The organism is Allotamlana fucoidanivorans (assembly GCF_045788535.1).
GTDB lineage: Bacteria > Bacteroidota > Bacteroidia > Flavobacteriales > Flavobacteriaceae > Allotamlana > Allotamlana fucoidanivorans.
The window spans coordinates 71,327-93,902 of the sequence record NZ_CP074074.1 but is presented as its reverse complement, the minus strand read 5'-3'; the positions used below and the strand labels follow the sequence as shown (position 1 = coordinate 93,902).

Here is a 22,576-nt window from a genome sequence, read left to right as displayed (position 1 = left end):
CACACTAACTTTTCGGTTAAACACAGACCTTTTTATTATTAGATACTTTTGTTTTAGAGATTAAACCGCTATTATTTTTATACAATGTTAGCCACAGTTATTTCTTTCTTTTCGTAATATTCTAGCCATGATTTTATTCTTCCAACAAACATTTTGAGGTAATTTTCAGTCAAAAAAATATTTGACCAATCAAATCTCTGCGCTTGTATTCCAAGATAAAAAACAAAAACAGAAGCTCCTGCTTTTGGAATTAGTTTAAGTTCCTTTTCAGATAAACTCCTATCTTTTCTATATCCATTTAGGAAACCCTGAGCTTTTGATTCATACTTTTCTTTATCTGATTCTATGAAGAAAAGCTGTTTGCAAAAGTATGCGACATCTAAAATCTGCTTTCCATTTCCACAAAAGTCAAAGTCAAAAATCGTGATTTCTTTTTCATCTGTAACAGCCATATTATCATACCAAATATCCATATGTAGAATTCCGTTTTGAGTATTGTCAAAATCAGAATCTTTAAAATCTTGTCCAAATTCCTTAATGAATTCCATTTCTGGCAATTTGTCAGAAAAGAATTGGTTTAAATATTCGTAAGGTCGTTCTAAAAGCGATTTTTTATTGTAGGAAACTCGGTTAATAGTTTTGTCTGAAGTAAGATTATGAATTTTTGCCATTAGAGAACCTATTTCGAAACAAGTCTCATTATCCATAAATCTAATTTTACCACCTTGAGCAAATGAGAAAATTACAACATATCTAATCCCCTCTGGCGCATTTATTTCTTGAATGAATTCTCCATTTTTATCTTGAATAGGAAATGATACGCTTAAATCATTTTCCTTTAACAAGTTTAAAAGTTTTATCTCTTCGACGATTTCAGTTTTTGTCCTCCAGTTATGACTGTAAACTCTTAAAACATATTTTTCGTTATCGTTAGAAAGAAAATAAGTGTGATTCATTCCAGTTCTAAATAGTTCACATTTGAAATCTTTGTTCAAGTGATACTTATCTTTTATAAAAACCCCCAACTCTTTTGCTGAAAGTGTAGAAGTTGTAACTGGAAATACTGTCATTTTTTAGTTGCTAAATTAATTGTTTCATTAACAAAATCTGTTTTGCCTAAAACATAGGCACCTCTATCGTTTTTAAATTTAGAAGCTAGCTTTAGTTTCAAATTTTCGTATTCTGCTGCACGTTTTTCATTTGTATTTAGATAGTCTCTAAAGTCAATTTGTTTCCACATTGCATTGTCTTTTGGACACATATGAATATGAAAAATCTGTTCTTTCGTTCCATCAACATTATATCCTTTTCCAAAAGTTGAATATTCTTCTATATTTCCTCTTGTAGGAACTTTAAAATGAGAATATCCTAATTGCGAGAATTCTTCAATTAATTTTTCGTCAAATAATAATTCTTTCGGAATTTCAATCATTAAATCAATGTAAGGTTTAGATTTGATAGAAATTATAGATGTGCTCCCAAAATGTTCTATTCGCAATATTTTTTCTTTCCCGACTTTATCTAAAATTTGTTGTTTTTCTCTCTCGTATATCTTTTTCCATTCGGGATTGTGGTCAACTAATTCGATTGGGAAAAGTCTATTCCAATCTGGACTTGCAACAAAAAACTGGACAAATAGTTGAATGATTATGCAGCTAGTTTAAGGTTATACATGTCTAATTCAAATTCTCTTATAGTTCTATTCCCTAAAAAGGAATGTCTTCTTCTATTATTGTACCAAGTTTCTATCCATCCAAAGATGGATAACTCCGCTTCAGATCTCAACTTATAATTGTGCCTATAAACCCATTCTACCTTTAATGATTTAAAGAACGATTCTGCAACGGCATTATCCCAACAATTACCTTTTCTGCTCATAGATTGGTTTACTAAGCCATTATAACTTTTAATTAATGAGGTAAACTTATGGCTTGCATATTGTATACCTCGATCGGAATGAAATATTAAAGGCTGGGTTAAAGTTGTTTTCTTTACAGCCATATGCCAAGCCTTAATAATAGTGTCTTCTGTGCTTAGGTTATCGCTTAGAGCCCACCCAACAACTTTACGGTTAAACAAATCAATAATTACAGTAAGATATAACCAACCTTGTTTAGTTTTGATATAGGTAATATCGCTTACCCAAACTTGATTCTGCCTGCTTGCTTCAAAGTTTTGGTTTAACAAATTAGGTGCTATTGGGTAATTATGTTTACTATCTGTGGTTGCTTTAAACCTACGTTTTCGTTTTGCAAATAAATAATTAGCACTCATAATACGCGCCACTCTGGGCTTTGATATTTTATAGCCTAATGTCTCCAGTTCTGTTTTTATTCTAGGCGATCCATAGCTTTGAAAGCTATCTTTAAATATAGATTTTATAAGTGCAGTTACCTTTTGATTTTCTAACCATAATTTACTTGGTCCTGATTGTAACCAATGGTAATAACCGCTTTTACTTACCTTTAATATTTTACACATCATCTCGACAGGAAATCTCATAAGGTGCTGTTTTATAAACCTGTATTTTTCCTGTCGCTCTTGGAGAAGATGCTGATGGCCTTTTTTAAGATATCACGTTCTAACTCGGCTTCTTTTAATACCTTTTTTAATCGAGCTATCTCTTTTTCTTCATCTGTCAATTTAGCCTTGCCTCGACCAGGAAAACTGTTTTTGCCATAATCCTTCAACTCTTTTCGCCAACGATAAAGCACTGATGGGAATATATCTAAATCTTCACTTACTTGTTTTACGTTGCCTTTGGCATAGCTCAACTCCACTGCCTTTTGCTTAAATTCTAATGTGTAATGTTTGGGTTTACTTCTCATAATTGCTAAGTTAATAACTAGCAAACATATTCTCTCATCTTTTTGTCCAGTCTAATGTAGTAATTCCATCCGATTGAGTTTTGTTTTCTGTAACGATAGGAAAAAGGTAAAACTAATAATGCTATAAAATCGGAATAGTCAACAACTCGATTTATTCCGATTCCGACACCATTCAAATAGTCAATAACAGATTGAGATAAACTACTTTTCCAAAAAAGAAACAAAATTCCAGTCAGAATGTAAATAGGTTTGATTTTACTTTTAAATAAAAGGCTTATAAAATATGGAAAGGCAAAAAGTCCAACAAAATCAGACAGTTTTCCTGTCAGATAATTATGAAAATAATATTTAAAAAAAAAGTCATTTAGCAACAATAAAATGACAGAAATCAAAAATAATTTTCCGTAAATCAGATTTTTAGGCTGTGATTGGTTCATAATTAATGCCAACGTGTTTGTATATGGAAAGTTGCGGGTTTGCGTGCGAGGATTTTCCGAAGGAAAATCAGACGTAGCAAACGTGCAACGACCTTTGTTTTAGCACAACACCAGCAATTTTTTATATACGGTGTTGGCAGTAGGCTTTTATTCTTTGTTCAATTTCATTAATATTAATCGGTTAGGATTTAATTCTAAAATAAGAAATTTATTTCCGAAATCGCCCAAGGAAATAGTCGTAGACAAAGTCCGATTACTTTGGTCAATTTTCCACGTTCCTATTTTCGGTGTAGTTTCTTCTTCGTTCTTTTCAGAGTTTTTCGGATATCCAGCTTTAAGTCCGCCGTTCCAGTAAAATATTGTTACTAATTCTTTGTATTCGCTGTTGTATTCCAATCTTTTAGTCAATATGATTCTATCATTTGGTTCAATTTTATTGACTTCCCAGACTTCTGAATCGTTGCCATATAAGTATCTCACATTAATATTTTCTGCGTTTTGGTTTTGTCCGCTAACAAGTCCAAAAGTTAAGAAGGTTAAAATTAATATCAGATTTTTATAATTCATCGATTTTCAGCTTACTGCCAACGTTGATGTATAAGGAAAGTTGCGTGTTTGTGTGCGAGGATTTTCCGAAGGAAAATCAGAAGCTAGCAAACGAGCAACTAACTTTGGTTTAGCTAAAACTAGCAATTTTTTTTATACGGTGTTGCCATTAGTTTTTTTATTTCAGTCGTCGTAATAATCTCCGTCTTCCCAATCTTTTTTCCCAAGATAATCTCCACAAAAATTATAACGATTAATAGGTTTAACTTTATCCACATTTTTGCCGTGACTGAAAATCCAAATTTCATTTCCGACAATTTTTATGCGATTAAATTTTCTTGTGTCAGAAGCATCCATTGAGCTTATAAAAACTGATTTTTTTTCAAAAACTTCATTTCCATTTTGGTCAATAATTCGGTCAGTCACGATTACTTTTTTGTGTTTTAAAGTCCAGAATAAAAACTTGCGTTTCTTTTCAATTCGTTCCGTTTTCAGAGTTACGCTTTCAATTCCGCAATCAATTTTTTCGGTCAGAGTTTTGTTTTGTATTTCAGACGTTTTTATTCCGCTATTCAGATTAATGAATACGAAAATCAAACTTAATGAAACTGAAAATATTGAATTTATTACGGTCATTTTAAATTAATGGCAACGGTCTCGTATAACCGTCAGTTACGGGTTAATACGCGTTAATTTTCAGTAGAGCACAGAAGTTCGCAATACCGAGTGGATTTGGCCGTAGTCGAATCCGCCGTAATTGCGGTTATACATTGTTGTAGCACGTTATTTTTTATTTTCATAAAGTTCAATCGCTTTTAGGTATTTCATTCCGCCAGTCTTTGTTTGGTCGTGAATAAATCCATTTAGTTCAGGGTGATTTTTGTCAATCCAATTCAAGAGTCCATCTCTGTTTTTAACAAATACTGAATCGTTGAAAATCACATATTTTGTTGTTTCAATACTGGTTATTTTATCCTTGTCAAAATGGATAACTTGGTCAGTCACAATAGGCTCTTTATGAAGGAAAGAGATTCTTTTGTCTGTTTTTGAAATTTTAGCTTTTACAGTTCCATTTTCCTGTCCGATTTCAAGGATTTTGTACGTCGGTTCGAACACAGAATCCCATTTTAGCCATTCCACGTATTCTTTTTTGGAAAATGTCTGTTCATAGTCATATTCGGTTTCCTTTGTCAATAGGCTATCGGTCAGCAAAGTTTCGATTCCAGTAACATCTGATTTGTCAAGAATTTTATAGTATTTCTTAGCAATTTCCAATTTGTCAATTTCCTTTTCAGAATTTTTGCAGGAAATAATTCCGATTGTTATGAGTAATAAAAGAACTGTGAATTTATTCATTTTGCGTTTGGTTGGTCATAATGTGCTACAACTTGTTTATATGAATGATTGAAAACTACATATTACATCTAATCGGGAGGGATAACGATGGTTTTTTAGTTTTTTTATCATTCTTATTATTTTGGTTTTATAATGTTTTAGCTGCAATATAATAACTTTCTTACAATGTGTCAAAAGGATTTTTAATGTCCATTAAATTAGTTGAAGATACATGTGTAAAATGTATTTCTTCAGCACCTATGTCGTTTTCGTTTTCTGGATGTAATAATGTCATTTTTTAAGCAATTATTCGTCTCAGGTAAATTTCGCTAAATATTGCCTTTTTCACACTTGTTTTTCCATTAGTTTTATTTCATCATTTCGTTTGAGATGAATTTATTAATTATTTTAACCTAAAAATTATGAGTTTAAATTCAGATTATGATTACAGTCAAGAAGAGCTTGACAATCATGCAAATCAATTAAATCCTGAAAATGACGCTTATTGGTCATCAAGGGAGTAGTTAACCAAACCGTAGCATTAAATTGCTACGGTATTTTTTTTTCGAAAATTAATTAAGAATATCGACATGTTTTCGGCAAAAATTCGGCAAAAAATGAAATAAAAAAACGTAAAACGCTGTTTTTTAACGAATACGGTTTTATAAAGTACACACGTTGTGTGGTTTTAAGTGGTTTTAACTATTTTGTAATAGGTATTCGTATACCCCCCCTGTTTTCTACGTAAATTTCAGTACTTCTAAAGGGCTTATTCAAAGTAATATTGAGGCTTTAAGTTGCAAATACAAACGATGCTTTGCCTCTGCATCACTTTTCACTGTTTTTTCAATGAATTTCAGATACTTTTTAAGGTTATAGGCCATAGCAGATAAGTGCATCACCTTAACGGCCTGTGCAATACCAATAGTATTTACCTTTCTAAGCCCCATAAACTGGGTGAGGACTGAGTAGTGCATTGTGTGTGGTTTTCAGTGTTAGTGTTGAGAAATGTGTGAATTACTTGATTTTGTATGTAAAAAATGCTGTGGTGACTAAGTTGTTACTGAGTGGTGCATTGTGTGTGGTTTTCAGTGGTTTTAAGTAAAAGCCTGTAATGAAAAACTATTATTTTGCGTTTATTCTTCTATTATTTTATACACTGACTGAATTAAATTATTTTCAATATCATTTATATTTATTAAAGGGACATGATGACTATCTAACTCTATTTTTTGAATCAGTGATAATAAATAATTTATTATTTCAGGATTATTTTTATAGGTTGTAATTAAATCATTGATAATATCTTCCGTAATATCATTTGAAAGCTTTTTAAGCTTTTCTAAATAAATATCGAGACTGTATTTATTTTTATTAGCAACTAATTCATTTAGTCTTTGGGTGTGGTTTCGGTATTCTCCGTTCATAATTTATTATAATTTTTAGATTAATATTTTATGAAGTTAAAGAAAAGGACTGATTATCAACAATGAAAAAATTGAAATTTTATCCCTGAAATTATCAACTAAAAAGTAAAACCCTTGTATTTTATAGGTATACAAGGGTTTTCTGTGGAGTCGGAGAGAATCGAACTCTCGTCCAAACAAGTAACCAAAGAGCTTTCTACACGTTTAGTCTTTTCTTGGTTTTTCGATTATAAGCTAGCTAAAGACAGCCTACTTATAACTTAGCTTCTAAATCTTGAAAGTGCATCAAAGCGCTACACCATCTTAGTCAATTTTTACGATGCCTCTAAAAAGAACGCCATTAACCAAGGCTTTCAGGAGACATTTAGCTTGCACACCTAGTGTGCCGGGGCTTGAACTTACTATAATTCAGTTATTAAGCAGCTAAAGCGTAGTTATTCTCGCCGTTTAAAGTTTGATTTAGCCTTTAAGGTGTTTCAAAATCATTACACCACGTGCTTACCATTTCATTAATCTCGCTGTCAAAACCAGTCGACCCCATTTTTAATATAATAGTAATTTTATTTGTGCGTTCCCCAATCGGGTCAGGCTTTCACTACTCGCTCTCTGCGAGGAGCTCAAACATATCGTTCAATCCTTAACGCGGGCAGCAAATTTACCAAAAACTTTGTAAATCATATCAAATCCGAGTAAATTAGAGCAAAAATTATTCCAAAACCCTATGAAATTTGCCATTATAAAAGAACGTAAAAATCCGCCCGATCGTCGTGTGGTGTTTTCGCCAACCAAATTAGCCGAGGCAAAAGGACAATATCCAATGGCTGATTTTATTGTAGAAACTTCAGAAGTTCGTGTGTTTGAAGATGAAGCTTATTTAAAAGAAGGCTTTGATGTAACCCATAATATTTCAGGATGTGATGTTATGATTGGTGTTAAAGAAGTCCCCATAGAGGCATTAATTCCTAATAAAAAGTATTTTTTCTTTTCGCATACTATAAAGAAACAGCCGTATAATAGAAAGCTGTTGCAAGCTATTTTAGATAAGAATATAGAGCTTTATGACCATGAAACTATAACAGATGAAAACGGAAACAGACTCATTGGATTTGGAAAGTATGCAGGTATTGTAGGTGCGTATAATGGATTTAGAGCTTGGGGATTAAAATATAATTCTTGGCAATTACCCAAGGCAAGTGCATTACCCAATCAAGAGGCTTTGATTAATGAATTAAAGAATTTTGAATTGCCCCATATTAAAATATTACTGACGGGAAGCGGAAAAGTATCTAATGGAGCACAGGAAATGTTAGATGCCATGCGTATTAAGCAAGTGTTGGTTGAAGATTATTTGAGTTTGAATTTTGAGGAGCCTGTGTATTGTAAAATAGATGTACTAGATTACAATAAAAGAAAGGATGGAAAAAGGGTACATGATGTTCATGATTTTTTCAATAATCCAAAGGACTATGAATCAGATTTTATGCGCTTTGCCAAGGTAACCGATTTGTATATAGCAGGGCATTTTTATGGTGATGGAGCCCCGTATTTGTATACAAGAGAAGATGTTACGTCTGCCAATTTCAATATTAAAGTAGTGGCTGATATTAGTTGTGATGTTAACGGGCCAGTTGCTACTACGCTCAGGGCATCAACTATTGCAGATCCTATTTATGGTTACAACCCAGAAACCGCATCTGAAACCAATTTTAAAAATGATGAAGCCATTGCGGTCATGGCGGTTGATAATTTACCATGCGAACTACCACAAGATGCTAGTGAAGGTTTTGGAGATATGTTTTTAAAACATGTCATTCCTGCGTTTTTTAATGATGACAAAGAAGGCATTTTAAAGCGCGCTAAAATTACCGAAAACGGAAGACTAACCCCACGGTTTAGCTATTTGCAGGATTATGTAAAAGGGGAGGCACAGGTTTAAAACCAGATTCCTTGATTTTCTGATACATATCATTTTATAATTGCTTAAAAAGTCTTATCTTATAAGGTAATTCGTTGATTTTAAAAAAAACATATGTCATGAATCTTCTGCTAATTTTTACGATTTTCATTGTTGTATTTCTGTTATCCGGAATACGCATTATTTTTGAATACAAGCGCGCTTTAAAATTTAGGTTTGGTAAGCATATCGGCACGTTAAAGCCTGGATTTAGATGGATTATTCCATTAGTGGACACTATACAAATAGTTGATATTAGGGTAATTACTATAAATGTAGTTTCTCAAGAAGTTATGACGGAAGATAATGTGCCGTGTAGTATTGATGGCGTGGTCTTCTTTAAAGTGATTAATCCAGAAATGGCAGTTTTAGAAGTTGAAGAATTCACGTTTGCTATCACGCAATTATCTCAGGCAGCTCTGCGCGATGTTTGCGGTAAAGTGGAATTGGATACTATTTTATCTAAGCGCGAAGAGATGGGGAATAATATTAAGAAAATAGTTGAAGTAGAAACCAAGGAGTGGGGAATTGAAATCATAGATGTAAAAATAAAAGATATTCAGTTACCCGAAAACATGAAACGTATGATGGCCAATCAAGCTGAAGCCGAACGTTCTAGACGTGCACGTATTATTTTGGCTTTAGCTGAAGAACAAGCCGCTGGTAAATTACTTGAGGCAGGGAAATTAATAGATCAGTCACCATCAGCAATAAAGTTAAGGTTGTATCAAACTTTATCTAATATTGCCGCCGAAAAGAATTCAACCATTTTATTTCCATTTCCAGAAGAGGTTTTACCAAAAAAAAGTGCTGAAGGGATCAATTAAATGCTTATTTTGTAAGTCAAAGAAGTTTTTTTGAAACCAGTAGACCAATATTTTTTAAGCCAGAAAGAACCGTATCAATCCATCATGTTGTATGTTCGGAATGTTATTCTGAATACGCTTCCCCATGTGGTTGAACGTTACAGTTATAAAATACCATTCTACAATATAGGTAAGAAACCTATGGTATATCTAAATATTTTAAAAGGGAAAGATTATGTAGATGTAGTTTTTGTTCATGGCGTGCTTTTAGAGAATGATTTTCCTGTTTTAAAGAATGATAATAACAGAAAGCAGGTGCGTTCTATTCAATTAAAAGCTATTGAAGATTTAGATCAAGAAAATTTTGAACAATTATTGCATGCTGCCGCCGAAAATACTAGAAAAGGTAAAAAGGCATGGTTTTTATGAATTCAAAAAATAAATAATAACTGCTACTATAAATTGTTTACCGTCTTTCTTATAGCAACTAAATTACTTAAAAGTTTTTCTAAGTTGTCTAAATGAAGCATATTGGCACCATCACTTTTAGCATTAGCAGGGTCAAAATGGGTTTCAATAAATAAGCCATCCACATTATTTACTACTCCGGCACGAGCAATAGTTTCAATCATATCTGGACGACCACCTGTCACACCAACACTTTGATTGGGTTGTTGCAGAGAATGTGTAACGTCTAAAACGGTTGGGGCATATTGACGCATGGTAGGAATACCACGAAAATCAACAATCATGTCCTGATACCCAAACATGGAACCACGGTCTGTAATCCAAGCTTTGTCGCTTCCTGCATCTTTTACTTTTTGAACGGCATGTTTCATGGCTTCCGGACTCATAAATTGCCCTTTTTTAAGGTTAACCACCTTGTCTGTTTTGGCAGCTGCTACCACTAAATCAGTTTGACGTACTAAAAATGCAGGAATTTGTAACACATCCACATATTGAGCCGCTAATTGGGCATCAGCAACTTCATGAATATCTGTTACAGTTGGCACATCAAATGTGTCAGATACTTTTTTTAAGATTTTAAGCGCTTTCTCATTACCAATTCCGGTAAAGCTATCAATTCTACTTCTGTTTGCTTTTTTAAAACTACCTTTAAAAACATAAGGAATTTCTAATTTATCGGTGATAGAAACAACTTTTTCAGCTATTCGTAGCGCCATATCTTCGCCTTCAATAGCACATGGGCCACATAATAAAAAGAAGTTGTTAGAATGGGTATGCTTAATTTTAGGAACGTCCTGAATGCTCATTTGCTTTGTAATTTTAGGCTACAAAGTTACATATATTATAGTGATTCTTTTAAACTATTTCTTATTATCCACAGAGCCATAATCAAACTTGAAAAGAATAATAAACTTCCAGATCCTATAAGTTGAACAGAATGATTTGAAAAGTTGAAAATTTTAAATAAATACGTAAAATAAACAATGATTAAATAAGACGAAACACAAACAAAAGTGATTCCCAATAAAAAGTTTAGGTATTTATTGGGTTTTATTATTTGCCATAAAAAAGGTATACCTAAAAGAAGAATAGGATAAGCTGTTAGTCCTTCTGCTCTGTTTATAACGGTAAAAAAGTAAATGGTTATGGCAATAAAATATAAATAAGGCGTAAACTTTGTGTAATTACTTAGAGATTTCATAATTAATAGTATTAAAAAAATCGTTATGTATAGTATTAAACGTTAGAAAGGTTAAAAAGGTTGATGTAGCATCATATTATAACATTTAATTAACAAAATGTTACCTTGTATGACAAAATATCACGTACATTTGCACGCTTAAATAAAGGCAACATTATGGCTAATATTAAAAACATTGCAATTATTGCACACGTAGACCACGGAAAAACGACCTTGGTTGATAAGATTATGTACCATTGTCAGTTATTTCGTGAAAACGAAAACACTGGCGATTTAATTCTTGACAATAATGATTTGGAACGAGAAAGAGGTATTACAATTACCTCAAAAAATGTTTCGGTTACCTATAAAGATACAAAAATTAATATCATTGACACACCTGGTCACGCCGATTTTGGAGGAGAAGTAGAGCGTGTATTAAATATGGCCGATGGTGTATTGTTGTTAGTTGATGCGTTTGAAGGGCCTATGCCACAAACACGCTTTGTTTTACAAAAAGCTATTGACTTAGGTTTAAAGCCATGTGTAGTTGTTAATAAAGTTGATAAGGAGAATTGTACCCCTGATGAGGTGCATGAAAAAGTGTTCGATTTAATGTTTGAGTTAGGTGCCGAAGAGTGGCAATTAGATTTCCCCACCGTTTATGGCTCTGCTAAAAATAATTGGATGAGTGAAGATTGGCAAAAACCAACAGAAAACATAGAGCCTTTATTAGATATGGTTATTGAACATATTCCTGAGCCAAAGATAGAAGAGGGAACCACACAAATGTTAATTACTTCTTTAGATTTTTCATCATTTACTGGGCGTATTGCTATTGGAAGGTTAACACGTGGTGAGTTAAAGGTAAATCAGAATATTTCTTTGGTAAAGCGTGATGGAAGTATCGTGAAATCTAGAATAAAAGAGCTTCATACCTTTGAAGGCCTAGGTCGTAAAAAGGTAGATGAAGTTAAAGCAGGTGATATTTGTGCTATTGTAGGATTAGAAGGTTTTGAAATTGGTGATACGGTTGCCGATTGGGAAAATCCTGAAGGGTTAAAAACCATTGCTATTGATGAGCCGACTATGAGTATGCTCTTTACTATTAATGATTCACCGTTCTTTGGTAAAGATGGTAAATATGTGACCTCAAGACATATAAAAGACCGACTGACTAAAGAGTTAGAAAAAAACTTAGCCTTAAGAGTTGAAGAAACTGGTAGCGCAGATAAGTTTATGGTATTTGGTCGCGGGGTATTGCACTTATCAGTTTTAATAGAAACCATGAGGCGTGAGGGGTATGAGTTGCAAATTGGTCAGCCTCAGGTTATTATAAAGGAGATTGATGGCGTGAAGTGTGAACCTGTGGAAGAAATGACTATTGATTTACCAGAAGAAGTGTCTGGGAAAGCCATTGAAATGGTTACACTTAGAAAAGGTGAAATGCTTAGTATGGAAGCCAAAGGCGATCGTATGGTTTGCGAATTTGTTATTCCTTCAAGAGGTATTATCGGATTGAGAAACCAATTACTTACAGCTACGGCTGGTGAGGCTATTATGGCGCATAGATTTAAAGAATATCAGCCGTTAAAAGGAGGTATTCCAGAACGTCAAAATGGTAGTTTAGTATCTATGGAAAATGGTCAAGCTATACCTTACTCTATTGATAAATTACAAGAGCGTGGTAAATTCTTTATAGATCCAGGAGAAGATATTTATGAAGGGCAGGTAATTGGAGAAAACTCTCGTGGTGATGATATGACCGTAAACGTTACAAAAACGAAGAAATTAAGTAACGTACGTTCGTCTGGAGCCGATGATAAAGCTAAAATTGTTCCTGCAATTAAATTTTCATTAGAAGAAGCTTTAGAATATATTCAAAAAGATGAGTATGTTGAAGTAACACCAAATCATCTTCGCATTAGAAAAATATTTTTAACAGAAGTAGAGCGTAAACGAAATAAATCAATTTAGGATTGACGTTTTTTGAAATATCATGGGTAGAATGGGTGGGCTATGCGGCAATGGGCACAGTCTTATTATCTTTCTTAATGAAATCTGTGAAAAAATTACGAATAGTAAACTCCTTAGGATGTTTACTATTCGTTTTTTATGGGTTTGTACTATCTCCAGTGTCAAAGCCTATTATTATAACCAACGCCGCTATTCTTTGCATAAATATTTATTACCTCTACGGTAAAAAATCGTCATAGGCTAATACTTGAGTAGCTTATCGAAAAGTCTACAGTTTGCTTTAATCCTTTTTGTATATTTGGTTACTAAATAACGATAACCAACCCTTCTTTTCTGTGTTAAAAAAACATTAATGTCTTTTTTAATGTCATTCTGTTAAGAAATGAAAAAATGTATTAATTGAAGAAATTAATAGACTACATAAATACAAAGGTTCTTGTAAAAATAACCTCTTTGCAAACGGCATCAGTAATAACCAGAATAATAGCTGGAATCTTAACATCGAAAGCAATAGCGATATTCATTGGCGCTGAAGGACTAGCATTAATTGGTAACTTAAGAAATTTTACAGGAGCTATACAAACTGTTTCAACGGTTGGGTTTTATAAAGGGGTTGTAAAATACGTGTCTAAGTTTAAGGAAGATAGTGTAGAGCTTAGTAAAACACTTTCCACGGCTTATTATATAGGCTTTTTGTCAACTATAGTAGTTTGCTTTTTTTGTTATTTTAAATCAGAATGGATAAATGATTTAATTTTTCCTAATTACAACGATTACGCTTATGTGATAAGAATCTTGGCTATTATACTACCTTTTTATGCCCTTAACATGTTTTCGTTTTCAATCATGAACGGGTTTTCAAAATATAAGATACTTATTATAATAAATATTATAGGACAAATATTGAGCGTATCTGTAGCCTTGCTATTAATATATCAGAATAAAATTGATGGTGCTTTGGTTTCTGTGGTTATTGCTGAGGCTTTAATCTTTTTAATTACTCTAGTGGGCATTATTAATAGAAGAAGTTTGATTTCTTATTTAAAAATAAGCCGTGTTAATTTTGGCGTTTTAAAGAAATTAAGCACCTATACCGTAATGGCGCTTTTTGCATCGGTATTCTTGCCCTTAGTAGCAATAGCCATAAGATCTTATATCATTGACCATATTGGCTACCGCGATGCAGGGTATTGGGAAGCCATGTTTAGAATTTCAAAATACTACTTAATGCTTGTTACGTCATTAATTGGTTTGTATCTCTTGCCAAGATTTGCAGAGATTACTGATAAAAAAGAATTTAAAATGGAGGTGTATGGTTTTTACAAGACCATTATTCCAATTCTTTTGGCAGGTATGGTTGTGATTTATATTTTAAGGAAATATGTGGTTTTGCTAGTGTTTTCAGAAGAATTTAATCCGATAGAAGATTGGTTTTTTTGGCAATTGTTGGGTGATTTTATAAAAGTATTGTCTATTGTAATAGCATATCAATTTTTAGCAAAGAAGATGTTTTGGCATTATATACTTACCGAAGCTTTTTTAATCATATCTTTATACATTACAAGTGTTTACTTTGTCAATTTATATCAGGGAGGAAAAGGAGCTGTGGTAGCTCATTTTGTTAGTTATGTGATGTATTATGGTATAATTTTACTCATTTTTGGAAGCTCGTTGTTTGGGGTGGATAAAGGAGCATCTGAGCAATAATATTTTAAAATTTAATTAAACTGAAAATGGATTATCGAGTTGTAAAGTATAATAGCTCGTATTATGATCAGTGGAATCGTTTTGTTGAGAATTCCAAGAACGGTACATTTTTATTTCATAGAGATTTTATGGAGTATCATCAAGATCGTTTTGATGATTTTTCACTGTTAGTTTACAGAGTACAAAAATTAGTAGCTGTTTTTCCAGCCAATATAGTTGATAATGGAGTATACTCACATCAAGGATTAACTTATGGAGGTTTGGTTTTTGAGGCAACTATTTCTGGTGATAAGGTCTTTCATGTTTTTAAAACCCTTATAAATTATCTTAAAGAAGCCAAAATTGAAAAATTAGTTGTAAAGCAGATTCCTGAATTTTATTGTACCCAACCTAATTTTGAAGTACCATATGAGGTTAGTAAGTATGATTATAAGTTAAAGAGAGAGATGGTTTTGGCAATAAATTATGATAAAGAACTTGTAATACATAAGTCAAAATTAAAGAGCAAACGAAGAGGGGATAAATTTGATTTTAAAATAAAAGAGAATGATTCTTTTGCTATATTTTGGAATAATGTTTTACAACCAAAACTTAAAGAACGTTATGGGGCAAGTCCTGTGCATACTTTAGCAGAAATAGAATATTTAAAAGTTTTGTTTCCTAATAATATAAAGCAGTATAATATTTATTTAAAAGAGGAGGTGTTAGCTGGAATTACTGTGTTTGATACAGGAAGAGTTATAAAATCACAATACGGAGCAACAACCAAGCAAGGCGAAAAGTTAAGAGCTTTGGATTATTTGTTTTTATTTTTAATTGAGAAATCTAAAAAAGAAGGAAGGCAATTCTTTTCTATGGGAACTGTGACGGATAAAAGTGAAATGGGGTTTAATGAGGGGCTTTTAAAACAAAAAGAAGAATTGGGCTGTAATATTCATATTCAAGATACGTTTAGTTTACATTTAGCATGATTAAGTTTTTAGATTTACATCAAATTAATCAACGTTTTCAAAAAGAATTTGAAAAGAAATTTCAAGATTTTTTAAGTTCTGGGCAGTACGTTCTAGGAGAAGAAGTATTAGCTTTTGAAAAAGAGTATGCTAACTTTTGTGGTACTATGCATTGTATAGGAGTTAGTTCTGGCTTAGATGCTCTATATCTCATTATTGAAGCTTATAAATTGTTGGGAAAGCTTTCAGAAGGCGATGAAGTGTTAGTTCCTGCAAATACTTACATTGCTTCTATATTAGCTGTTAGCCAAAAAGGCTTGGTGCCTATTTTAGTTGAGCCATCATTAAAAACATATAATATAGATGTTGAGTGTATAGAAGCTCATATTACAAAAAAGACTAAGGCTATTTTAGGGGTTCATTTATATGGAAATTTATATGACGTAGATGTATTAGAGCAGATTGCAAAAAGACATGATTTAATACTTATTGAAGACGCTGCTCAAGCACATGGAGCGGTACATAAAGATGGAAGAAAGGCTGGTAATGTATCAGATGTTGCGGCTTTTAGTTTTTATCCAAGTAAGAATCTTGGAGCTTTAGGAGAGGCAGGAGCCATAACTACCAATAATGCTGCTTTAGCCGAAGTGATTTTTAAGTTAAGAAATTACGGAAGAATTAATAGTTATGAAAATATTTATAAAGGATTTAATAATCGTATAGACGCGTTACAGACTGCTTTTTTAAGAATAAAACTAAAGCAGTTAGATTTAGATAATTTAAAACGACAACAAATAGCTAATTATTATTTAAATCAGATAGACGCTTCGTCAATTACTTTACCATCTATAAAGAAATTAGAAAGTCACGTTTTTCATTTATTTGTTATAAGAAGTAAGGATAGAAATAAACTTAAAGAAACTCTTTTAAAAGAAGGTATTGAAACTGCTATACATTATCCAATTCCTATTCATAAACAAAAAGCTTATAGTGAGTTTAGTAATTTAAGCTTGCCTATTACAGAACAAATTCACAAAGAGGTTTTAAGCATACCATTAAACCCAATTTTATCTGAAGATGAAATTAAAAAAATTGTTTTTACCCTTAAAAAATACTCATAAGCTTGGATGATAATAAAAATTCATATGGGCAAATTTTAAAAGCAACCTCTCTATTTGGTGGGGTTAAAATCTTTAATATCCTTATTTCTATTATAAAAACAAAGCTGGTAACTATTTTAATAGGCGCTAGCGGCTTTGGAATTCTAGCACTTTTTAATTCTACTATAAACATGCTTGTAAATTTTACAAAACTAGGTTTAGATACCAGTGCTGTAAAAGAAATTTCACAACGTAATCATGATTCATTAAAGGTTAATGAATTTATTGGTGTACTGAATAGGGTGATATGGATTTCAGGTATTTTAGGAGGGGTAATTACCATATTGTTTTCCAAAAGCTTAAGTATTTGGACTTTCGGTACGGCAACATATAAATTTGCCTTTGTTTGGTTGTCTGTGGCTATTTTGTTTAATCAGCTAGCCAATGGTAAAATGACAATTTTACAAGGAACTAGACAACTGAAAAAACTTGCAAAAGCCAATGTGTTAGGCAGCTTTTTATCACTTGTTTTTACTGTACCGTTATATTATTTTTTAGGAACAGAAGGTATTGTACCTGCTGTTATTGTAAGCTTTGTGGTTATTTATATAGTACTACATTTTTACTCAAAAGATAAAACTTATTCTACAGAAGCTTTAGGTATAAAGAAGCTTTTTAAAGAAAGTAAAAGTATGTTAACTCTAGGGTTAACGATGAGTTATTCTTCTCTTTTAGCAGCATTGGTTGCATGGGTAATTCAAATCTATATTAGAAACGAAGGAGGTGTACAAGAAGTAGGATTCTATAATGCAGGTTTTTTAATTATTAATGCGTATGTAGGGATGGTTTTTAGTGCAATGGCAACCGATTATTTTCCTAGATTATCTGAAGTGCATTCTAATACAGATTTAATCAATAGTGTTGTGAGTAAACAAGCAGATGTGGCTATGTTGTTAATAACCCCAATCATAACCTTATTTTTGTTGTTTAGAGAATTGATAATTCATGTGCTATTTACCAAAGAATTTATAGTTGTTATAGGTATGATGACTTATGGAATTATAGGGATGTTATTTAAGGCCTTTTCTTTTTCTATGGGATATGTTATCATTGCTAGAGGCGATTCAAAACTTTATGTGAAAACAGCTTCTCTTTTTAATCTTTTAATGTTAATAATATGTTTAGCGTTCTATAGCTATGGCGGTTTAACTTGGTTGGGTGCTGGTTTAATGGTGTATTATCTAATACATTTATTAGGAATAGCTGTTGTTACAAAATACTTTTATGGACTTCAGCTTTTTTCAAAAGTTTATAAAACTTTTATAGTGTGTTTATTACTATCAATTTTGGCCTTAATATGTACCTTTATTTCTAATAGTACTATTAGTATTTTATTAGGTGCATTGATAACTATTTCCTCAGTTTTATTTACCTTGCTAATGTTCAATAAACGAATGAATATAAAGGGAGTGTTGCTTAAGTTTTTAAAAAAGAAAAACAATTAAATGCTTGGCTTAGGACTTAAAAGAAGATGGAAACTATACATGGGAGTTAATTGGGTAAAAACCATCTATTTTAACTTCAAAATGTTGCCTTTTAAAACGGCCAAAAAACTGCCTGTTTTCTTTTACGGCAATGTTAAGTTTACCAGTTTATTGGGAAGTGTTGAGATCGATGCGGAAATAAAACCAGCTATGATTGGTTTTGGTCAACCTTATGAAATGACCACAAGATCAATGGGTATTGCTGAGATATTTCTAGAGGGAAAAGTTAGATTTAATGGAAATGTTTGTTTAGGTAAAGACATGTTTTTTTATACCGCCAAGAATGCTTTATTAGAAATAGGGCATATGTCAACAATTGCAAGTTCATCGAAAATTATTTGCACTAACAAGATAATTATTATGGAGTGGGTTCAAATTGGTTCAGAATCACAAATCATTGATACCAATTTTCACTCTATGAAAAACACCTTAACGCAAGAAGTCTACCCTAAAACTGGAGAAATAAAGTTAGGTAGTTATAATTACATGGGTAATCGGGTATCGATTATGCAAAATACAATAACTCCAAATTATTTTACCGTAGCTTCTAATAGTTTGTGTAATAAGGATTACACGACCTTGGGCAGTAATACCATGGTGGGTGGCTACCCAGCCAAATTGATTAAAGAAAATATTTCTAGAGATTGGGAAGATGAATGTGAGAGGTTGGAACAACATCTTACTGTAAAGTTATAGTATATGAAAAAACCATTTTATAGCATAATTGATATTCCAAAAATAGAAGATACTCGAGGAAATCTAGGTATTGTTGAATTAGATACGATTCCTTTTGATATAAAGCGAGTATATTATTTGTTTGATGTTCCTAGTTCTGCTTATCGTGGTGGGCATGCCCATATTGAACAAGAAGAATTTCTAATACCTGTTAGTGGTAGCTTCGACGTTTTGGTTGACGATGGGAATCACAGGAAAAAAATTACATTAAATAAGCCCGATAAAGGATTGCTTATTTCAACAGGGGTTTGGAGGGAACTTGAAAATTTTTCTTCTGGAGCTGTTTGTTTAGTAATTTCTTCAGGTATTTTTGATGAAGCAGACTATATAAGAGACTATCAGGAGTTTTTAAAATCTAAACGTTAAGATTGCCAACAGTCTAAATATTGTTTAGCTACTTTTTTATAATCATGGTATTGTTCAATATAAGCTCGGGCATTTTTACTTATTATCTCAATTTCTTTAGGGTGTTCAATCAAGTAACTTAAATCATTTATTATTTTTTCTGTATCAGGAATAGTATGAATACCAATGGTGTTTGTAATTTTATAATGATTTACAAACTCATTGCTAACACCAGTAAACACTACTTTACCTTGTGCCATAGCTTCAAGCGCATTGTATCCTTGGTCATAAGCATATACTTGGTCTAGAAGAATGTGACATTCATTGTAAAGTTTTATATAGTCTCGATAAGGAATGCTTGTAACCTCAGTAATTAAGACACGATCTTTATACTTTACTTTTATAGCTTCTAAAGCTTTGCAAAAATAATCATTCCCCTTTTTATAAAAATTAACTCTATTAATACCATGAAAAATGTGAATTTCACCATTAACTTTTAAGGGAGTGTATTTGATAGTATCTATGTTTACAGGGAATGGAATAAGTGGTTTTCCTATAGACAAATCTTTATAAGCCATTTCATAATCCATGTCTGCAGGTATATAAGCTTTTGCTTTTTTAACAACATAATCATGTAGCTTTTTGTGAGATTTACCCAAATAACTTAAACTGTATTTAAAATGCTCTTTTAATTTGGGGTCTTTTACAAAGGGGGTAAGCGTATGGTGAGATAATGGAGCATTTAATATATAGTTCAAGTAGATGACATCATTTCCGCATGCAGAAACATAAACATTTGAATTATTTTTAAAAATACTTTTTAACAAAAGCCTGTCAAAAAAAGGTGTAGATTTAATAGGATATTCATTAATAAGTTGGACATAGTCAAATCCTTTTAAAAGATGTTTTTTTTTAAAAAAAATTAAAACAATTTCAAAAGCAGCCAGGTCAAAATTTGTTAATTTATAGATTAACCCTCTTAAGTACCTAAATGGAGCCTTAGGAACAATAGTAGGTTCAAAAGAAATATCTACAGGTAAAGATTTAAAACCATCTTTTCTGCCAGCTAAAACTACATGATGGCCTAATTGTTCAAGCCCTTGTTTTAAACTATTATGAAAGTTACTGTATTCGCCAAGTAAAAGAATTTTCATATACTATTTTGTTGGGGGTAATTTAGTAGATTTATAGCATGAAACAAAACTTTAAAAAGAAAGTCTGTTTAATTGTAGATTGTCTAGACAGAGGAGGGGCAGAGCGTGCTGCTGCTCAATTATCTGTTAAATTTAATGAGTATGGATATCTGGTTAGTATTATAAGTTTAAGAAATGAAATCACGTATGAGTTTAGTGGAAAGTTATACAATTTGGGTTTAAGTGAAAGTAATATAAAACCTTTAAAGCAATTTAATAAATTTTTAGCCTTCAAAAGCGCTTATAAAAAAATTGATGCGGATGTTTATATAGATTTTAGAACTCGAAATAGAAGGATAATGGAATGGTTTTTCCATAAGTTTGTTTTTAATATGAAACAAATGGTAATGGCTGTAAGAAGTTATCAAGTATTTTATCACATTCCTAGAAAACAATTTTTTTTCAAGCAGTACAGTAAAGCTAAGGCAATTGTAGGGGTTTCCAATGCTATATGTGAAGAAATGAAAAGGTTTCATGCTTTTAACAATATGATTAGTATTCCAAACTTTTACAAAAGAGAATTATTAAACGTTCAAATTACAAATAAGGAAGTTTTAAATACCGATTTTGTTTTAGTAGTAGGAAGGTTAATAAATGCTATCAAACAGTTTGACCAATTAATATTAACTTATAAAGATTCCTTATTACTTGAAAAACGTGTACCTCTTTTTATTTTAGGAGAAGGAAGAGATAGAGAGCATCTTGAATTACTTATAAGAGGGCAAGGTTTAGAAGAGCATGTTAAACTTTTACGTTTTAAAAATGATGTTCATCAATACATAAAGTCTGCCAAATTTTTGGTATTATGCAGTAAGTTTGAAGGTTTTCCAAATGTGATACTAGAAAGTTTAGCTCTTGGGACTCCTGTAGTATCTTTTAACTGTAAGTCAGGTCCTTCTGAGATGATTAAAGATGGTATTAATGGTGTTTTGGTAAAAGACCAGGATTTTGAAGCGCTCAAGCTAGCTATGGAAAAGATGATTACAGAATCCTTCTTTTATAAGGGATGCAAAGAGAATGCTGTAACATCTGTTCAAAAATTTTCTGAAGAAAAGGTTTTGAAAAAATGGCTAGATGTTATTGAAAGTTAATTTTTAAATGTAGTCAACCTAATATTCAATTTTAAAAAAAGCATTTTTATAAGTCTAATAAGTTTTATAATAAATAAGGGGGATGTTATTAAAAAACGCTGTTTGTAAGTAAGGTTTTTAAGATCCAAATGTTTTGTTACTAGTTTAAAATTATCTTTATCATTCTCTAATTTATATAGTATTCCGTACATATATCTTTTAAAATCTAGGTACACTTTTAATGACTTATTATTTGAATAGTATTTCTCATAATAATCTAAGTTAGGAAGTGTTTTTCCTTTAATACCAAGTTGAGTGATTTGATTTGGTACATTGGTTAAAATGGTTGCTTTAGTTTGGTAGGCGTAAGCAAGTTTATACTTAGTAAAGTATTTTAAATAAAAGTCAACATCTTCCGCATAGCTAATAGAAGGATTAAAAACAGGTTGTTCTAAAATACTTTTTTTAAAAGCAATACTGCTTTGACATACGATAGATTGGTGTAAGTTTGCTTTAAAAAAATCATTAACTAAAAAGTCTCGATTCTTTAGTTTGTTATTTAGATTTTTTTTTGAATCTATAATGTTTTTATTGGAATATTTTTCTTGATAATCTGTGCCATAAATAGTCGCTTCCGGAAAGTTATTATATAGCTTGTAGATAGTTTCTAAAAAAGTATTGTGCCATAAATCGTCAGCATCTAACAAGGCAATAACGTTCCCCATGCTTTTTAGAATGCCGTTATTTCGGGAAGATGATAAGCCTTGATTCTTTTGTTCTATAATTGTGTGGTTTATGCAGTCGAGTAATGTTGCCTTGGCAATTTTAAGGCTGTTATCAGTAGAACCATCATTAATAATAATAATTTCAAAATCTTTAAAGGTTTGATTGATAACACTATTTAAGGTGTCTTTAATATAATCCTCCTTATTGTAAAGGGGAATAACTACAGAAAAAAAAGGATTTGTGGACAT

Annotated in this window: 24 protein-coding genes and 1 other RNA gene; 11 read left to right on the top strand and 14 right to left on the bottom strand. The window is 31.8% G+C overall.

Going from position 1 to position 22,576, the window contains the following annotated elements; all coding sequences use genetic code 11:
* Positions 1–77: 77 nt before the first annotated feature.
* The 10 genes from KFZ70_RS00475 to ssrA form a co-directional block, all read right to left on the bottom strand.
* On the bottom strand, positions 78–1,070 hold the full coding sequence (locus tag KFZ70_RS00475) for a phosphotransferase (protein WP_139698813.1): 993 nt from the start codon (positions 1,068–1,070) through the stop codon (positions 78–80).
* Positions 1,067–1,552: a GrpB family protein gene (locus tag KFZ70_RS00470; RefSeq protein ID WP_233244108.1), complete on the bottom strand. Its 486-nt coding sequence runs from the start codon at positions 1,550–1,552 to the stop codon at positions 1,067–1,069. Before KFZ70_RS00470 ends, KFZ70_RS00475 begins: the two co-directional genes overlap by 4 nt.
* Positions 1,553–1,647: 95 nt before the next feature.
* Positions 1,648–2,852, bottom strand: a protein-coding gene (locus KFZ70_RS00465; protein ID WP_139698815.1) for an IS3 family transposase whose coding sequence is annotated in 2 segments (ribosomal slippage) — positions 1,648–2,573 and positions 2,573–2,852 — 1,206 coding nt in all. Because the reading frame shifts where the segments join, the coding sequence is not laid out codon by codon here.
* Positions 2,846–3,265, bottom strand: coding sequence for a hypothetical protein (locus KFZ70_RS00460; protein WP_407515804.1), 420 nt, complete (start codon positions 3,263–3,265; stop codon positions 2,846–2,848). Before KFZ70_RS00460 ends, KFZ70_RS00465 begins: the two co-directional genes overlap by 7 nt.
* Before the next feature lie 147 nt (positions 3,266–3,412).
* Positions 3,413–3,745: a hypothetical protein gene (locus KFZ70_RS00455; RefSeq protein ID WP_139697961.1), complete on the bottom strand. Its 333-nt coding sequence runs from the start codon at positions 3,743–3,745 to the stop codon at positions 3,413–3,415.
* Positions 3,746–3,994: 249 nt separating this feature from the next.
* Positions 3,995–4,447 carry a hypothetical protein gene (locus tag KFZ70_RS00450; protein ID WP_139697960.1) on the bottom strand — a complete coding sequence of 151 codons (453 nt, stop codon included), beginning with the start codon at positions 4,445–4,447 and terminating at the stop codon, positions 3,995–3,997.
* A gap of 147 nt (positions 4,448–4,594) precedes the next feature.
* Complete coding sequence (locus KFZ70_RS00445; protein WP_139697959.1) at positions 4,595–5,167, bottom strand: hypothetical protein; 573 nt, start codon at positions 5,165–5,167, stop codon at positions 4,595–4,597.
* Between the two features lie 752 nt (positions 5,168–5,919).
* Positions 5,920–6,123, bottom strand: coding sequence for a hypothetical protein (locus KFZ70_RS00440; RefSeq protein ID WP_139697958.1), 204 nt, complete (start codon positions 6,121–6,123; stop codon positions 5,920–5,922).
* 159 nt (positions 6,124–6,282) lie between these two features.
* Positions 6,283–6,573: a hypothetical protein gene (locus tag KFZ70_RS00435; RefSeq protein ID WP_139697957.1), complete on the bottom strand. Its 291-nt coding sequence runs from the start codon at positions 6,571–6,573 to the stop codon at positions 6,283–6,285.
* A gap of 142 nt (positions 6,574–6,715) precedes the next feature.
* Positions 6,716–7,112, bottom strand: a transfer-messenger RNA (tmRNA) gene (ssrA, locus tag KFZ70_RS00430).
* Between the two features lie 182 nt (positions 7,113–7,294).
* Here ssrA and KFZ70_RS00425 point away from each other — a divergent pair.
* From KFZ70_RS00425 to KFZ70_RS00415, 3 genes are all read left to right on the top strand, one after another.
* Complete coding sequence (locus KFZ70_RS00425) at positions 7,295–8,509, top strand: NAD(P)-dependent oxidoreductase (protein WP_139697956.1); 1,215 nt, start codon at positions 7,295–7,297, stop codon at positions 8,507–8,509.
* Positions 8,510–8,607: 98 nt separating this feature from the next.
* Complete coding sequence (locus KFZ70_RS00420) at positions 8,608–9,354, top strand: slipin family protein (RefSeq protein WP_139697955.1); 747 nt, start codon at positions 8,608–8,610, stop codon at positions 9,352–9,354.
* Positions 9,355–9,384: 30 nt separating this feature from the next.
* Entirely contained in the window at positions 9,385–9,762 is a 378-nt protein-coding gene (locus tag KFZ70_RS00415; protein WP_139697954.1) for a DUF1801 domain-containing protein, read from the top strand.
* Between the two features lie 26 nt (positions 9,763–9,788).
* Here KFZ70_RS00415 and kdsA read toward each other — a convergent pair whose 3' ends face one another.
* A complete protein-coding gene (kdsA, locus tag KFZ70_RS00410; protein WP_139697953.1) occupies positions 9,789–10,607 on the bottom strand; it encodes a 3-deoxy-8-phosphooctulonate synthase in 819 nt (272 codons plus the stop codon).
* 35 nt (positions 10,608–10,642) lie between these two features.
* A complete protein-coding gene (locus tag KFZ70_RS00405; RefSeq protein WP_139697952.1) occupies positions 10,643–11,002 on the bottom strand; it encodes a hypothetical protein in 360 nt (119 codons plus the stop codon).
* A gap of 156 nt (positions 11,003–11,158) precedes the next feature.
* On the opposite strand from KFZ70_RS00405, the gene typA reads away from it, so the two are divergent.
* The 7 genes from typA (at position 11,159) to KFZ70_RS00370 (ending at position 19,360) form a co-directional block, all read left to right on the top strand.
* Positions 11,159–12,958, top strand: a complete 1,800-nt coding sequence (typA, locus tag KFZ70_RS00400; protein ID WP_139697951.1) for a translational GTPase TypA — start codon at positions 11,159–11,161, stop codon at positions 12,956–12,958.
* 399 nt (positions 12,959–13,357) lie between these two features.
* On the top strand, positions 13,358–14,665 hold the full coding sequence (locus KFZ70_RS00395) for an O-antigen translocase (protein WP_139697950.1): 1,308 nt from the start codon (positions 13,358–13,360) through the stop codon (positions 14,663–14,665).
* A 26-nt stretch (positions 14,666–14,691) separates the two neighbouring features.
* The gene (locus KFZ70_RS00390) at positions 14,692–15,636 is read left to right on the top strand and encodes a FemAB family protein (RefSeq protein WP_139697949.1); all 945 of its coding nucleotides are present in this window, start codon (positions 14,692–14,694) and stop codon (positions 15,634–15,636) included.
* Complete coding sequence (locus tag KFZ70_RS00385) at positions 15,633–16,736, top strand: DegT/DnrJ/EryC1/StrS aminotransferase family protein (RefSeq protein WP_139697948.1); 1,104 nt, start codon at positions 15,633–15,635, stop codon at positions 16,734–16,736. Before KFZ70_RS00390 ends, KFZ70_RS00385 begins: the two co-directional genes overlap by 4 nt.
* Positions 16,737–16,738: 2 nt before the next feature.
* Positions 16,739–18,220, top strand: a complete 1,482-nt coding sequence (locus KFZ70_RS00380) for an oligosaccharide flippase family protein (protein ID WP_158293218.1) — start codon at positions 16,739–16,741, stop codon at positions 18,218–18,220.
* Positions 18,221–18,955: a transferase gene (locus tag KFZ70_RS00375; protein ID WP_233244068.1), complete on the top strand. Its 735-nt coding sequence runs from the start codon at positions 18,221–18,223 to the stop codon at positions 18,953–18,955. It abuts the gene before it with no gap.
* Between the two features lie 3 nt (positions 18,956–18,958).
* The gene (locus tag KFZ70_RS00370; protein WP_139697946.1) at positions 18,959–19,360 is read left to right on the top strand and encodes an FdtA/QdtA family cupin domain-containing protein; all 402 of its coding nucleotides are present in this window, start codon (positions 18,959–18,961) and stop codon (positions 19,358–19,360) included.
* Here KFZ70_RS00370 and KFZ70_RS00365 read toward each other — a convergent pair.
* Positions 19,357–20,493, bottom strand: a complete 1,137-nt coding sequence (locus tag KFZ70_RS00365; RefSeq protein WP_139697945.1) for a glycosyltransferase — start codon at positions 20,491–20,493, stop codon at positions 19,357–19,359. The two genes, KFZ70_RS00370 and KFZ70_RS00365, sit on opposite strands and share 4 nt — an antisense overlap.
* Positions 20,494–20,531: 38 nt before the next feature.
* Here KFZ70_RS00365 and KFZ70_RS00360 point away from each other — a divergent pair, with 38 nt between their 5' ends.
* A complete protein-coding gene (locus KFZ70_RS00360; RefSeq protein WP_139697944.1) occupies positions 20,532–21,623 on the top strand; it encodes a glycosyltransferase in 1,092 nt (363 codons plus the stop codon).
* On the opposite strand, the gene KFZ70_RS00355 is transcribed toward KFZ70_RS00360, so the two are convergent.
* A complete protein-coding gene (locus tag KFZ70_RS00355; RefSeq protein WP_139697943.1) occupies positions 21,620–22,576 on the bottom strand; it encodes a glycosyltransferase family 2 protein in 957 nt (318 codons plus the stop codon). The genes KFZ70_RS00360 and KFZ70_RS00355 overlap by 4 nt on opposite strands.

Bases quoted from the DNA above. Each gene is read 5' to 3' on its own strand.
- KFZ70_RS00475 (WP_139698813.1), bottom strand. From the start codon at position 1,070: ATGACAGTATTTCCAGTTACAACTTCTACACTTTCAGCAAAAGAGTTG.
- KFZ70_RS00460 (WP_407515804.1), bottom strand. From the start codon at position 3,265: ATGAACCAATCACAGCCTAAAAATCTGATTTACGGAAAATTATTTTTG.
- KFZ70_RS00450 (WP_139697960.1), bottom strand. From the start codon at position 4,447: ATGACCGTAATAAATTCAATATTTTCAGTTTCATTAAGTTTGATTTTC.
- KFZ70_RS00445 (WP_139697959.1), bottom strand. From the start codon at position 5,167: ATGAATAAATTCACAGTTCTTTTATTACTCATAACAATCGGAATTATT.
- KFZ70_RS00440 (WP_139697958.1), bottom strand. From the start codon at position 6,123: ATGCACTACTCAGTCCTCACCCAGTTTATGGGGCTTAGAAAGGTAAAT.
- KFZ70_RS00435 (WP_139697957.1), bottom strand. From the start codon at position 6,573: ATGAACGGAGAATACCGAAACCACACCCAAAGACTAAATGAATTAGTT.
- KFZ70_RS00425 (WP_139697956.1), top strand. From the start codon at position 7,295: ATGAAATTTGCCATTATAAAAGAACGTAAAAATCCGCCCGATCGTCGT.
- KFZ70_RS00420 (WP_139697955.1), top strand. From the start codon at position 8,608: ATGAATCTTCTGCTAATTTTTACGATTTTCATTGTTGTATTTCTGTTA.
- kdsA (WP_139697953.1), bottom strand. From the start codon at position 10,607: ATGAGCATTCAGGACGTTCCTAAAATTAAGCATACCCATTCTAACAAC.
- KFZ70_RS00405 (WP_139697952.1), bottom strand. From the start codon at position 11,002: ATGAAATCTCTAAGTAATTACACAAAGTTTACGCCTTATTTATATTTT.
- typA (WP_139697951.1), top strand. From the start codon at position 11,159: ATGGCTAATATTAAAAACATTGCAATTATTGCACACGTAGACCACGGA.
- KFZ70_RS00390 (WP_139697949.1), top strand. From the start codon at position 14,692: ATGGATTATCGAGTTGTAAAGTATAATAGCTCGTATTATGATCAGTGG.
- KFZ70_RS00385 (WP_139697948.1), top strand. From the start codon at position 15,633: ATGATTAAGTTTTTAGATTTACATCAAATTAATCAACGTTTTCAAAAA.
- KFZ70_RS00375 (WP_233244068.1), top strand. From the start codon at position 18,221: ATGCTTGGCTTAGGACTTAAAAGAAGATGGAAACTATACATGGGAGTT.
- KFZ70_RS00370 (WP_139697946.1), top strand. From the start codon at position 18,959: ATGAAAAAACCATTTTATAGCATAATTGATATTCCAAAAATAGAAGAT.
- KFZ70_RS00365 (WP_139697945.1), bottom strand. From the start codon at position 20,493: ATGAAAATTCTTTTACTTGGCGAATACAGTAACTTTCATAATAGTTTA.
- KFZ70_RS00360 (WP_139697944.1), top strand. From the start codon at position 20,532: ATGAAACAAAACTTTAAAAAGAAAGTCTGTTTAATTGTAGATTGTCTA.
- KFZ70_RS00355 (WP_139697943.1), bottom strand. From the start codon at position 22,576: ATGTCCACAAATCCTTTTTTTTCTGTAGTTATTCCCCTTTACAATAAG.